Raw genomic sequence first — 13218 nt, forward strand, 5'->3', positions numbered from 1 at the left:
TCGACCCGGCGGGCAAGAACCCGAATTTGCACCGCCTCCACTAGTGCATTTGCACCTTACCGCTGGCCCCGGTTGCCCCACCCGGCGGAAAACAGCCCCCGCTCCCGGGCCCAGACGATGGCCTCGCTGCGGCTGTGCACGTCGAGCTTGGAATACACCGTCGCCACATGGTTGCGCACCGTGTTCGGTGCCAGCTTCAGCCGCGCGGCGATCTCCTTGTCGGCCAGGCCCTCGCAGATCAGCCCCAGCACATCGCGCTCCCGGGCCGTGAGGTCGGTGAACGCAACGCCCGGCAACTGCGGTGCGTTGATCTTCTTCACATTGGCCAGTTTCTCGATCAGCGTGCGGCTGAACCACGAGGCGTCCTTCATCACCTCCTCGATCGCCGCCACCAGTTCCAGCTCGGTGCGCTTGCGCTCGGTGATGTCCATCAGCACCAGCAGGTAGCAGGGCCGGTCGTGGATGTTGACGGTGTCGGCGGACACCGCGCACTCCAGCAGCTCAGCGTCCTTCTTGCGCACCTGCACCTCGACGCGGTCGACCCGGCCCGCCTTCTCCAGGGCCGTCATCAGCCGTGCCCGGCTCGCCGGGTCGGCGATGAAATCCAGTTGCGCAACGGTCTTGCCGATCACCTCGTCGTCGCCATAGGCCAAGGCATCGAGGAACGCCTGATTGACATCGATCACCCGCTGCTCGTCGGCGCTGCACACCAGGATCGGCACCGGCGTCAGGCGGAAAGCCTTGGCGAACCGCTCCTCGCTCTCGCGCAGCGCCAGCTCGGCCTTGTGCCGCAGCTCCATGTCGACGAAGGAAAAGAGCATGCAGTCCTCATCGTTGAGCTGCAGCGGCTGGCCGGCCACGATCACCTGCTTGCTGCCGCCGTCGGGTAGCCGAAGCTCGGCCTGCATCTGCGGGATGGTCGCCACCTCGCGCAGGCGCTGGATCGCCAGGTCCTTGCGTTCGGCCTGCTCAAGAATGTCCAGCTCGTAGGTCGACGCACCGATCACCTGGTCGCGGCTGTAGCCGGTCATTTCCAGGAAGCCCGGATTGACCTTGATGTAGCGCAGGTCACTGAGCCGGCAGATCACCGCCGGCGCCGGGTTGGCATGGAAGGTCTTCTCGAAGCGCTGCTCGGCGTTGGCCCAATCGGTGACGTCGCTCATGATCAGCACCAGCGACTCGGGTTCGCCGTCACGGTCGGTCAGCACCAGGCTGCGCACACTGTGCACCCAAGTGCGCTCATCATCACCGGCGGCTCTGGCCTCCACCAGCACATCGCTGAACGACTCGCCCGCCGCCACCCGATTGAGCGGGTATTGCTCAAGGGTCAAAGGATGGTTGTTGCGGTAGCGCAGGCTGAACCGCCCGGCATAGTCTTCGGCATCCTTGCCCAACGCCTCGACGCGGTCGACGCCATGCATCGCCAGCGCCGCTTCGTTGGCCCAGCGGATGCTCCGGTCGGGCTCCATCAGGATCACGCCGTCGGACAGGCCCGCAATGATCTGCTGCAGCTGGCGGCGGTTGGTTTCGCTGATCAGGACATCTCGGCTCATCGGCCCTCCACAGGTTAGGGGGTGTGAGGGTTGTGACCACGCCCGTCCCGGAACGTGCGGGCGAGGTGCGCCCCGCTCCGCCCGTCCGGTCGTTAGCCCCGCAAGGAATTCTCGACTAACGTTAACGACTCAGCGACCCGCAAGCACCTGATCAAGGAGAGACAGATGACGAGCGACAACACCGCCGAACAGGTCTACCGCACCTGGTCCACCCCGATCCTGCTGGAGCTCAAGAAACGCGAGCACCAGATGGCGCCGGCCGAGCGCCTGGCGCTGCAGACCGTGATGATCGAACGACGGTTGCTGGACACCGGCAACCCCAACGGCAAGGACCGGCGCAAGCAGTCGGCGGGCCAGACCGATAAGGTCGAATGACGGCAGGCGCGAACCTGCCCGCGATGGCGAACCTGAGCCACCACAACAAGTGACTGACAGACCGCCATCGCGAGCAGCTCGCTCCCACAGGTCAAATGACGCTGAAACCTTCCCCGAGCCCCGCCAGTTTGTCGGGGTTGCGCATGATGTAGATCCGGTTCACCCGCCCGCCCCCGTCGAAGCCGAACGTCATGGCCGCCGTGACTTCGCCCTGCGCCTTGATCAGCACGCCCTTCGCTCCGTTGATCTCCACCGGCAGCCATTCCTGCGCCTGCCAGTAGGCATGCAGCGACTGCCCGACGAAGTCCAGCACATCCGATCTGCCGAACAGGGTCTGGCGGATCGCCGACGCTTTGCCGCCGCTGTCGGCGCACAGTTCGACGTCTTCGCTCAGCAGGGCGCTGAGCGACACGGTCGAACCGCCGGCGATGGCGGCCTCAAAGGCATCGAGCAGTTGCGACTGGCGTTCGGGCTCCGGCCGGTAGCGGCCCTGCCCGTCGCCGATCCGCACCTTGGCGCGGGACACCAGTTTGCGGCAGGCCGGTTCCTGGATGCCCAGGGTCGCGGCGACCTGCGGATAGTCGAAATCGAAGATGTCATGGAGCAGGTAGGCCGCACGCTCCTTCGGGCTCAACCGTTCGAGCATCAGCAGGAACGCCGTGGACAGCGACGAGGCCAACTCATGCATGTGCTCGGGCGACTCATGGTGGGTGGTGTGGATCGGCTCGGGCAGCCAGGTGCCGACGTAATCGACCCGCGAGCGCTGCGCCGAACGCAGCGCATCGATGCAATGGCGGGTGCAGGCGGTGGTCAGCCAGGCCGCCGGGGTGGCGATGGAGGCCCGGTCGGCCTCCATCCATTTGATGAACAGTTCCTGGACCGCATCCTCGGCCTCCGCGCGGGAGCCGAGGATGCGGTAGGCCAGGCCGAGCAGAAACGGCCGCCGCGCCTGAAAGGTGGCAACGCTGTCCTCAGCGAGATTCATCGGTCAGTGCCTCGACACCTGCAAACGGTTCCACAGGTTGATCATGCCGATCTCCCCCGTCAAGGCAGCGATCTGCCCGTCGTTGAAATGCTCGCGCAGGGCGCTGCGCAAAGGGGCGTAGTCAGTGTGCGGGTCGAGGACGGTCAATGCCTCGGTCCACGCCAGCGCCGCACGCTCGGCGGCGTTGAAATCGCTGACGTGGCGCCAGACGATCAGGCGGTCCAGGCGTTCGTTGCTTTCCTGGGCCTCCCGCGCTTCGCGGCTGTGCATCTTCACGCAGAAACCGCATTGGTTGATCTGCGAGGCGCGCAAGTGAACCAGGTGCACCAGCGAGGGCGCAAGGTCGTGCGCGCCGAGGCTGACATGCACCTGGGCCAGGCTGTCGAAGACCTGGGGCATGGCGTGTTGCAGGTTGACCGCTTGAGTGTTGGACGACATCGCGTTGCTCCGTGTTTGAGGGATTCAACGGGATGACGATTCAGCCTCGCGGCTTGTGACACGAGACTCGACATTTCGCTGAGAGCCCCAGCCGCAGCAGCTCCTTGCGCAGGATCAACGGTTGCAGAACGGCTTCCCCGGCGTACCAGTCAAGCGCAACCAGGCGGCTGAGCTTGTCCTGGCTGATCGGCGGATCCGCAAGAAAGCGGCTCTCGCCGTCGCGAATACCGATGACGTTCAGCAACCAGTCCTCGCCCTGCCCCGTCAGCCAGCCGCTGATCTCTGCGCGATGCCCGGCCCCGCTGCCTGCGGCGTCGGACTCAGGCCGCCTGCTGCCTCCCGGCCACCGCCGCCGAAGCCGCCAGCATCGCCCGCAGCAGCACGGCGCAGCCCGCCGCCAGGTCGTCCGGTGCGGCGTTCTCGATTTCGTTGTGGCTGATGCCGCCCTCGCACGGCACGAAGATCATGCCGGCCGGGCCCAGTTCGGCGAGGAAGATCGCGTCGTGGCCGGCGCCGCTGACGATGTCCATGTGCGACAGGCCCAGCCCTTTGGCCGCGCTGCGTACGGCGTCGACGCAGCCCTTTTCGAAGTACAGCGGCGGGAAGTCGGCGGTCGGGGTCAGCTCATAGGTCAGGCCGTGTTCCTCGCACGTGGTGTCGATGACTTGCTTCACTTCGGCGATCATCGAGTCCAGGCGCGCCGGTTCCAGGTGCCGGAAGTCCAGGGTCATGCGCACCTCGCCGGGGATCACGTTGCGCGAACCGGGATAGGCCTGCAGGCAGCCGACCGTGCCGCAGGCGTGGGGCTGGTGGCCGAGGGCGGCACGGTTGACCGCGCCGACGATCACCGAGGCGCCGACCAGGGCGTCCTTGCGCAGGTGCATCGGGGTCGGCCCGGCGTGGGCCTCGACACCGCGCAGCTTGAGGTCGAACCACTTCTGCCCCAGTGCGCCGAGCACCACGCCGATGGTCTTGCGTTCGTCCTCAAGGATCGGCCCCTGCTCGATGTGCGCCTCGAAATAGGCGCCGACCTTGTGGCCGCTGACCTTGCGCGGCCCGGCATAGCCGATGGCGTTGAGCGCCTCGCCGACCGTGATGCCGTCGGCGTCGACCTTGGCCAGGGTTTCGGCCAGGGTGAATTTTTCAGCGAACACCCCGGAGCCCATCATGCACGGGGCGAAGCGCGAGCCTTCTTCGTTGGTCCACACCACCACTTCCAGCGGCGCTTCGGTCTCCACGCCGAGGTCGTTTAAGGTGCGCAGCACCTCGACGCCGGCCAGCACGCCGAAGCAGCCGTCGAACTTGCCGCCGGTGGGCTGGGTGTCGATGTGGCTGCCGGTCATCACTGGCGGCAGGTCCGGGTTGCGGCCCGGGCGCCGGGCGAAGATGTTGCCGACCTCGTCGATGCTGACGCTGCAGCCGGCGTCCCGGCACCATTGCACGAACAGGTCGCGGGCCTGGCGGTCGAGGTCGGTCAGGGCCAGGCGACAGACACCGCCCTTGACCGTGGCGCCGAGCTTGGCCAGTTCCATGAGCGACTGCCACAGACGGTCGCGGTTGATGTGCTGAAGGGTCGATTGCAGGACGTCGACGGCTGCGTTCATGGGGATCTCCTCAGGCAGTTCTTATGGATGTTTCTGCGGTGTCTGTCGGGCCGCCATCGCCAGCAGGCTGGCTCCCACAGGGAATGAAGTCGCACACCGATGCTGTGTCCGACCCAAACCCTGTGGGAGCGGGCTTGCCCGCGAAGGGGCCGGCCGCTACACCGCCGTTTTCACGGCCGCAGGCTGCGTGCGCAACACGCACAGCCCGTAATAGATCAACCCGCCCAACGCCGAGCCGGTGAACCAGCCATAGCTGTAGAACCAGTTGAAGGCATCGCTGCCCAGCGACAGCAGGGTCAGCGCCACCGGCACGCCGAAGGCGATGAACCCCGCCGTGTTCCAGGCCGGGTACACGTCGTCGCGGTACAGGCCGGCCAGGTCCAGGCGCTGTTTCTTGATCAGGAAATAGTCCACCACCATGATCCCGGCGATGGGCCCCAGCAGGCTGGAGTAGCCCAGCAGCCAGTTCGAGTACACGGTCTCCAGGCTGACGTCGGACACAATCAGGCCGAGCTTCTTGAGCAGTTCATGGCCCATCAGCAGCAGCCCCACCAGACCGGTCAGCAGCACCGCCTTGGTACGGTCGATGATCCGCGGGGCGATGTTCTGGAAGTCGTTGGTGGGCGAAACGATGTTGGCGGCGGTGTTGGTCGACAGCGTGGCGATGATGATCAGCGCCATGGCCACCGCGACCCACGCCGGGCTCTGGATGTGGCCGATCAGGCTGACCGGGTCGGACACGGTCACCCCCACCAGCTTCACTGACGCGGCGGTCATCACCACGCCCAACGCGGCGAACAGGAACATGGTCAGCGGCAGGCCGAAGATCTGCCCCAGGATCTGGTCCTTCTGGCTTCTGGCGTAGCGGCTGAAATCGGGGATGTTCAGCGACAGCGTGGCCCAGAAGCCGACCATCGCCGTCAGGCCTGCCGCGAAGTAACCGACCACGCTGGCGCCCTCGGGGCGTTTCGGCGGGATGGCCAGCAATTCCGTCATCGACACGTTGGGCATCGCCCACACCAACAGCCCCAGCCCCACCGCCACCAGCAGCGGCGCGGACAGGGTCTCCAGCCACTTGATCGATTCGGCGCCGCGGATCACCACCCACAGGTTGAGCGCCCAGAACACCATGAAACCGATCACCTCCCCCGTACTGCCGAGGGACTTCCAGCCCTCGAAGACCGAGCCGAGAAACAAGTGGATCGCCAACCCGCCGAACATCGTCTGGATGCCGAACCAGCCGCACGCCACCAGCGCCCGGATCAGGCACGGTACGTTGGAGCCGAGGATCCCGAACGACGACCGCAGCAGCACCGGGAACGGAATGCCGTACTTGGTGCCGGCGAAGGCGTTGAGGGTCAGGGGAATGAGCACGATGACGTTGGCCAACAGGATCGCCAGCAGCGCCTCGCCGACCGTCAGCCCGAAATAGGCGGTCAGTACGCCGCCCAGGGTGTAGGTCGGCACGCAGATCGACATGCCGATCCACAGCGCGGTGATGTGCCACTTGTTCCAGGTGCGTTCACGCACCCGGGTGGGCGCCATGTCGTGGTTGTAACGGGGACTGTCGAGGACGTCGCTGCCGGCGTCGAGTTCGAACAAGCCGTCGCGCTCGGTCACTTGCGATCTGTTCTGTTGCATGGCCGCTCCACTGTTCTTCTGATTATTTTTTTGCTCATCAGGCGGCTGCGCACGAAGGTGCGGGCCGGACGATGGCCGGAGGAATCGACAACGTTCACGCACCGGCCAAGGCGTCAGCGACGGCATCAAATTGCGTGCCGGGTTCTGCGCAGGACGCTCGGGCGGTGCCTTTGCAACGGGTCAAGCCACTGATATCCATCAGTTTAATTTTATGTTCGCAAAGTCCTTGGAAAGTTGTCCGGGCACTCAGGCCGAATGCCGGGCAAGTTGTCCGAACTGTCAGGACTCAACTTGGTGCATCACATTTATTTTCGTTATGGCGCATCGCTTTCCGCCCGGTTTCAAGCGGCTGATTTCACATAGGAAATCTTGACCATATTTGCATCCTGTCAAGCGCGTCAAAATGGTGAAGGGCCTCACCATTTTGGTGATTTCTGTTTTTTATTCTTCTAAATCAACAAGTTATTCAACTTATAAGCTTATGAAAAATAATCTTGCCCAATCTCATATCTGCGACTAGCGTCTATTCCTGACAGCCCTGACAAGATTCATTCACTCAGCGCTGGCCAACGATAAAAACACCTAGAACCGGCACAAGCCGGTCATGCCTGCGAGGAATCCGGAATGTCTCTGTTGATCCGTGGCGCCACCGTTGTCACCCATGATGAAAGTTACCGCGCCGATGTGTATTGCGCCGACGGCGTGATCAAGGCCATCGGTGAACACCTCGATGTTCCGGCCGGCGCCGAAGTGCTCGACGGCAGCGGGCAATACCTGATGCCCGGCGGCATCGATCCGCACACCCACATGCAACTGCCCTTCATGGGCACCGTGGCCAGCGAGGACTTCTACAGCGGCACGGCGGCGGGGCTCGCCGGCGGCACCACGTCGATCATCGACTTCGTGATTCCCAATCCGCAGCAATCGCTGCTCGAAGCCTTCCACCAGTGGCGTGGCTGGGCCGAAAAGTCTGCGTCCGACTACGGTTTCCACGTCGCGATCACCTGGTGGAGCGAGCAGGTGCGCGAGGAAATGGCCGAGCTGGTGCACCACCACGGGGTCAACAGCTTCAAGCATTTCATGGCCTACAAGAACGCGATCATGGCCGCCGACGACACCCTAGTGGCGAGCTTCGAACGCTGCCTGGAACTCGGCGCCGTGCCCACCGTGCACGCGGAGAACGGTGAACTGGTCTATCACCTGCAACGCAAGCTGGTGGCCCAGGGCATCACCGGCCCCGAGGCGCATCCGCTATCGCGCCCCTCCCAGGTCGAAGGCGAAGCCGCAAGCCGGGCCATCCGCATCGCCGAGACCCTCGGCACGCCGCTGTACCTGGTGCACGTCTCGACTAAGGAAGCGCTGGACGAAATCACCTACGCCCGCGGCAAGGGCCAGCCGGTCTACGGCGAAGTGCTGGCCGGGCACCTGCTGCTGGACGACAGCGTCTACCGTCACCCGGACTGGCAGACCGCCGCCGGCTACGTGATGAGCCCGCCGTTCCGCCCGCGCGGGCATCAGGAGGCGCTGTGGCACGGCCTGCAATCGGGCAACCTGCACACCACCGCCACCGACCACTGCTGCTTCTGCGCCGAGCAGAAAGCCGCCGGGCGCGACGATTTCAGCAAGATCCCCAACGGCACCGCCGGCATCGAAGACCGCATGGCGGTGCTGTGGGACGAAGGGGTGAACACCGGGCGCCTGTCGATGCAGGCCTTCGTCGCCCTCACCTCCACCCACACCGCCAAGATCTTCAACCTCTACCCGCGCAAGGGCGCGATCCGGGTCGGCGCCGATGCCGACCTGGTGCTGTGGGATCCCGAAGGCACCCGCACCATCTCCGCCAAGACCCACCATCAGCAGGTGGACTTCAACATCTTCGAAGGCAAGACCGTGCGCGGCGTGCCCAGCCACACCATCAGCCAGGGCCGGGTGGTCTGGGCCGACGGCGACCTGCGCGCCGAACGCGGGGCCGGGCGCTACATCGAGCGGCCGGCGTACCCGGCGGTGTTCGACCTGCTGAGCAAGCGGGCCGAGCAGCACAAGCCCACTGCCGTGAAACGCTGAAATCGGCCTTCGACCTATCGCTGGCAAGCCAGCTCCCACAGTGATTGCAGTCGCACACAACGATTGTGTTCACCCAAGAACCTGTGGGAGCTGGCTTGCCAGCGATGGGGCCCTTTCAAGCACCACAAAACCACTGCCCGACAGAGGCAGAGAACCTCAAATAACCGTGAGGCACACCACCGTGATCGAGTCCCTGAACCACCTCCCGCACCCGCACGAAAGCGCCACCGCCCTGGCCGGCCATTTCACCGACCTGGCGCCGCCGCTCAACGACCGCCAGGCGCACCTGGAAGCCTCGCGCTGCCTGTACTGCTACGACGCCCCGTGCGTCAACGCATGCCCGAGCGAAATCGACATTCCCTCGTTCATCCGCAACATCCACCAGGACAACGTGCCCGGCGCCGCGCAGAAGATCCTGTCGGCCAACATCCTCGGCGGCAGTTGCGCGCGGGTGTGCCCGACCGAAATCCTCTGCCAGCAAGCCTGCGTGCGCAACAACGCCCACGAGTGCGCGCCGGTGCTGATCGGCCTGCTGCAGCGCTATGCCGTGGACAATGCGCACTTCACCGAACACCCGTTCCGGCGGGCGGCCAGCACCGGCAAGCGCATCGCCGTGGTCGGCGCCGGCCCCGCCGGGCTGTCCTGCGCCCACCGCAGCGCCATGCACGGCCATGACGTGGTGATTTTCGAGGCACGGGAAAAGGCTGGCGGACTCAACGAATACGGGATCGCCAAGTACAAGCTGGTGGACGACTACGCGCAGAAGGAACTGGAGTTCCTGCTGCAGATCGGCGGCATCGAAATCCGCCACGGCCAAAGGCTCGGCGACCACCTCACCCTCAGCGAACTGCACCAGCAGTTCGACGCGGTGTTCCTCGGCCTGGGCCTCAACGCCAGCAAGCAGCTGGGCCTGCCCCACGAAGACGCCCCCGGCCTGCTCGCCGCCACCGACTACATCCGCGAACTGCGCCAGGCCGACGACCTCACCCAACTGCCCCTGGCCGAGCGCTGCATCGTGCTGGGTGCCGGCAACACCGCCATCGACATGGCCGTGCAGATGGCTCGCCTCGGCGCCCGCGACGTCAACCTGGTGTACCGCCGTGGCGCGGCGGACATGGGCGCCACCGGCCACGAACAGGACATCGCCAAGGCCAACCAGGTGCGGCTGCTGACCTGGGCCCAACCGGAGGAAGTGCTGCTGGACGGCCAAGGCCACGTGCGCGGCATGCGCTTCGCCCGCACCCATCTGGTGGAGGGCCGTTTGCAGACCACCGGCGAAACCTTCGAGCTGGCCGCCGACGCGATCTTCAAGGCCATCGGCCAGGCGTTCGACGGCGCCGCCCTCGCCGACCCGCTGGCCCGCGAACTCAAGCGCCAAGGCGAGCGGATCCAGGTGGACGAGCACCTGCAGACCAGCATTCCCGGCGTCTACGCCGGCGGCGACTGCACCAGCCTCGACCAGGACCTGACCGTGCAGGCGGTGCAGCACGGCAAACGGGCCGCCGAGGCCATCAATGCCCAACTGACGCTCAACGTGGAGGCTGCGTAAATGGCCGATCTCTCGATTGTCTTCGCCGGCATCAAAGCCCCCAACCCGTTCTGGCTCGCCTCCGCGCCGCCGACCGACAAGGCCTACAACGTGGTGCGCGCCTTCGAGGCCGGCTGGGGCGGCGTGGTCTGGAAAACCCTGGGCGAGGACCCGGCGGCGGTCAACGTGTCCTCGCGCTACTCGGCCCACTACGGGGCCAACCGCGAGGTGCTGGGCATCAACAACATCGAGCTGATCACCGACCGCTCGCTGGAAATCAACCTGCGGGAAATCACCCAGGTGAAGAAGGACTGGCCGGACCGGGCGCTGATCGTTTCGCTGATGGTGCCGTGCGTGGAGGAATCGTGGAAACGCATCCTGCCGCTGGTGGAGGCCACCGGCGCCGACGGCATCGAGCTCAACTTCGGCTGCCCCCACGGCATGCCCGAGCGCGGCATGGGCGCGGCGGTCGGCCAGGTGCCGGAGTACGTCGAGCAGGTGACGCGCTGGTGCAAGACCTACTGTTCGCTGCCGGTGATCGTCAAGCTGACGCCCAACATCACCGACATCCGCGTCGCCGCCCGCGCCGCGCACCGGGGCGGCGCCGATGCGGTGTCGCTGATCAACACCATCAACTCCATCACCAGCGTCGACCTGGAGCACATGGTCGCCCTGCCCACCGTCGGCAGCAAAAGCACCCACGGCGGCTACTGCGGCTCGGCGGTCAAACCGATCGCGCTGAACATGGTGGCGGAAATCGCCCGCGACCCGCAGACCCATGGCTTACCGATCTGCGGCATCGGCGGCATCGGCAGTTGGCGCGACGCGGCGGAGTTCATCGCCCTGGGCAGCGGCGCGGTGCAGGTGTGCACGGCGGCGATGCTGCACGGGTTCCGCATCGTCGAGGAGATGAAGGACGGGCTGTCACGCTGGATGGACAGTCAGGGCTACGCCAGCCTTGCGGATTTCTCCGGGCGGGCGGTGGGCAACACCACCGACTGGAAGTACCTGGACATCAACTACCAGGTGATCGCGAAGATCGACCAAGAGGCGTGCATCGGCTGCGGGCGCTGCCACATCGCCTGCGAGGACACCTCGCACCAGGCCATCGCCAGCCTGCGCCAGGCGGACGGCACGCACACCTATGAAGTGATCGATGAGGAATGCGTGGGCTGCAACCTGTGCCAGATCACCTGCCCGGTGCAGGACTGCATCGAGATGGTGCCGGTGGAGTCCGGCAAGCCGTTCCTGGACTGGAACCATGATCCGCGCAATCCCTACCATGTCAGCCCTTGAGGGCGGCGGCGCCTGAACCGGCGCCATCGCCAGCAGGCTGGCTCCCACATTCTTCCTGTGGGAGCCAGCCTGCTGGCGATGAGGCCCGCCCCGGCACCTCAAGGCTCAAGGCTCAGGGCTCAGGGCTCCAGCCCGATCCCCCGCAGGATCACCCCGGTCACCGTCTGCACCGCCCGCTCGAACTGCATGTCCGACAGCGGCTGGTGCTCGTTGAGAATGTTCACCTGATGGTCGAAGTCGGCGTAGTGCTGGGTCGAGGCCCAGATCATGTACAGCAGGCTCGACGGTTCCACCGGGAGGATGCGCTTGTCCTCCACCCATTGGCGGATCTTGGCTTCCTTCATCTTCGCCCAGTCGTACAGGCTGGCGTCCAGCGCCTCGCCCAGGGTCGGCGCGCCGTGGATGATCTCGTTGGCCCACACCTTGGAGCCGTAGGGGCGGCTGCGCGAGTGGTTCATCTTGGCGCGGATGTAGCTGCTGAGCACCACGCGCGGGTCGTCGAACATCTCGAAGCACAGCGCGTCCTGCTTCCACACGTCCAGCAGATCCAGCAGCACCGCGCTGTACAGCTCGCCCTTGGTGCTGAAGTAGTAATGCAGGTTGGAGCGCGGCAGTTGCACTTCGGCGGCGATGTCGGCCATGGCCGTGCCGCCGAAGCCTTTTTCGGCGAACACCTTTTCCGCCGCCAACAGGATCTTCTCGACGTTACTGCGGCGGATTCCGATCTTGTGATTGCCCATGAGGGCTCCCTGTCGACAACGTTGTTGAAGACTAGCATCCGCTCTGGGCAGCGGGCGACAGCCAGGCACGATTCTTCACACACAGGCCGGCTCATCTGGTTTAGGATCGCCCCCCTTCTCCCCGTCATCCGCTGAAGGATCCTGCCCGTGAACATTCGCCAGCGCATCGCTGCGGACGATCCCGCCCTCGCCGCCCTGTGGGAACGCTCGGTGCGCGCCACCCACGCCTTCCTGCCCGAAGACGACATCCAGCGGCTGTTCCCGCTGGTGCGCGACACCTACCTGCCGGCCCTCGACGTGTGGGTGTTCGAGAACCCCGACCGCAGCCCGGCCGGCTTCATCGCGACCGATGCGGACACCGTGCAGATGCTGTTCATCGACCCGGCGCAGCGCGGCCAGGGCATCGGCCGCCGCCTGCTCGACCATGTCCGGCGCCCGCGGCTGAAGGTCGACGTCAACGAACAGAATCCCCAGGCCCACGGCTTCTACCGGCACTACGGTTTCGAAGACATCGGCCGCTCGGAGACCGACGGCGAAGGCCGACCGTTTCCGGTCATACACATGCGCCTGAAGGCCGACTGAGGCGCGCTCTATACTCAGCCCCGCGACTTCACTGAAAGGGAACTGCCCCATGCCGATGAAAACCCTGCTGACCGCCGGCGCCCTGCTGGCGTCGTTGACCGTTTCCCAGGCGTTCGCCCACGCCCACCTCAAATCCCAGGTGCCGGCCGCCGACAGCACCGTCGCCGCGCCGACGGAACTGCGCCTTAAGTTTTCCGAAGGCGTCGAGACCACGTTCACCAAGGTCACGATCACCCGCGACGGCGCGCCGGTGACGGTCAAGCCGCTGACCACCGAAGATGACAAGAAGACCTTGATCGTCACCCCCGAGGCGCCGCTGACCGCCGGCAAGTACAAGGTCGAATGGCACGCGGTGTCGGTCGACACGCACAACAGCGAAGGCGCCTATCAGTTCAAGGTCGGCCAATAGTCC

The 13218-nt window shown here is 65.5% G+C and carries 13 protein-coding genes; 6 read left to right on the top strand and 7 right to left on the bottom strand.

The genetic code is table 11. The annotated features are described in order from the left end of the window. Positions 1-56 precede the first annotated feature (56 nt). A complete protein-coding gene (locus tag CAG41_RS19460) occupies positions 57-1553 on the bottom strand; it encodes a helix-turn-helix transcriptional regulator (protein ID WP_085707349.1) in 1497 nt (498 codons plus the stop codon). A 165-nt stretch (positions 1554-1718) separates the two neighbouring features. Here CAG41_RS19460 and CAG41_RS19465 point away from each other — a divergent pair, with 165 nt between their 5' ends. Then, entirely contained in the window at positions 1719-1928 is a 210-nt protein-coding gene (locus tag CAG41_RS19465) for a hypothetical protein (protein ID WP_085583443.1), read from the top strand. A 91-nt stretch (positions 1929-2019) separates the two neighbouring features. Here CAG41_RS19465 and sigJ read toward each other — a convergent pair whose 3' ends face one another. The 5 genes from sigJ to CAG41_RS19490 all read right to left on the bottom strand — a co-directional run bounded on the left by sigJ (position 2020) and on the right by CAG41_RS19490 (position 6596). Then, complete coding sequence (gene sigJ / locus CAG41_RS19470; RefSeq protein WP_085583441.1) at positions 2020-2913, bottom strand: RNA polymerase sigma factor SigJ; 894 nt, start codon at positions 2911-2913, stop codon at positions 2020-2022. A 3-nt stretch (positions 2914-2916) separates the two neighbouring features. Next, on the bottom strand, positions 2917-3351 hold the full coding sequence (locus CAG41_RS19475; protein ID WP_085583439.1) for a carboxymuconolactone decarboxylase family protein: 435 nt from the start codon (positions 3349-3351) through the stop codon (positions 2917-2919). A 40-nt stretch (positions 3352-3391) separates the two neighbouring features. Further along, a complete protein-coding gene (locus tag CAG41_RS19480; protein WP_085707350.1) occupies positions 3392-3595 on the bottom strand; it encodes a hypothetical protein in 204 nt (67 codons plus the stop codon). Positions 3596-3671: 76 nt separating this feature from the next. Next, positions 3672-4955: a Zn-dependent hydrolase gene (locus CAG41_RS19485; RefSeq protein WP_085583437.1), complete on the bottom strand. Its 1284-nt coding sequence runs from the start codon at positions 4953-4955 to the stop codon at positions 3672-3674. A 156-nt stretch (positions 4956-5111) separates the two neighbouring features. Then, complete coding sequence (locus CAG41_RS19490) at positions 5112-6596, bottom strand: NCS1 family nucleobase:cation symporter-1 (protein WP_085707351.1); 1485 nt, start codon at positions 6594-6596, stop codon at positions 5112-5114. 624 nt (positions 6597-7220) lie between these two features. On the opposite strand from CAG41_RS19490, the gene hydA reads away from it, so the two are divergent. From hydA to preA, 3 genes are all read left to right on the top strand, one after another. After that, the gene (hydA, locus tag CAG41_RS19495) at positions 7221-8660 is read left to right on the top strand and encodes a dihydropyrimidinase (protein ID WP_085707352.1); all 1440 of its coding nucleotides are present in this window, start codon (positions 7221-7223) and stop codon (positions 8658-8660) included. Positions 8661-8841: 181 nt separating this feature from the next. Continuing rightward, on the top strand, positions 8842-10209 hold the full coding sequence (locus tag CAG41_RS19500; RefSeq protein ID WP_085694066.1) for an NAD(P)-dependent oxidoreductase: 1368 nt from the start codon (positions 8842-8844) through the stop codon (positions 10207-10209). Then, positions 10210-11484, top strand: a complete 1275-nt coding sequence (preA, locus tag CAG41_RS19505) for an NAD-dependent dihydropyrimidine dehydrogenase subunit PreA (RefSeq protein WP_085583429.1) — start codon at positions 10210-10212, stop codon at positions 11482-11484. Between the two features lie 119 nt (positions 11485-11603). Here preA and CAG41_RS19510 read toward each other — a convergent pair whose 3' ends face one another. Next, positions 11604-12224 carry a TetR/AcrR family transcriptional regulator gene (locus tag CAG41_RS19510; RefSeq protein WP_085583427.1) on the bottom strand — a complete coding sequence of 207 codons (621 nt, stop codon included), beginning with the start codon at positions 12222-12224 and terminating at the stop codon, positions 11604-11606. 147 nt (positions 12225-12371) lie between these two features. Between CAG41_RS19510 and CAG41_RS19515 the strand changes: the two genes are divergently transcribed. Together CAG41_RS19515 and copC are read left to right on the top strand one after the other, a co-directional pair. Further along, a complete protein-coding gene (locus tag CAG41_RS19515) occupies positions 12372-12806 on the top strand; it encodes a GNAT family N-acetyltransferase (protein ID WP_085583425.1) in 435 nt (144 codons plus the stop codon). Between the two features lie 49 nt (positions 12807-12855). Further along, positions 12856-13215, top strand: a complete 360-nt coding sequence (gene copC, locus CAG41_RS19520) for a copper homeostasis periplasmic binding protein CopC (RefSeq protein ID WP_085632595.1) — start codon at positions 12856-12858, stop codon at positions 13213-13215. Positions 13216-13218 lie beyond the last annotated feature (3 nt).

The organism is Pseudomonas sp. B35(2017) (genome assembly GCF_002113645.1).
Taxonomy (GTDB): domain Bacteria; phylum Pseudomonadota; class Gammaproteobacteria; order Pseudomonadales; family Pseudomonadaceae; genus Aquipseudomonas; species Aquipseudomonas ekonensis.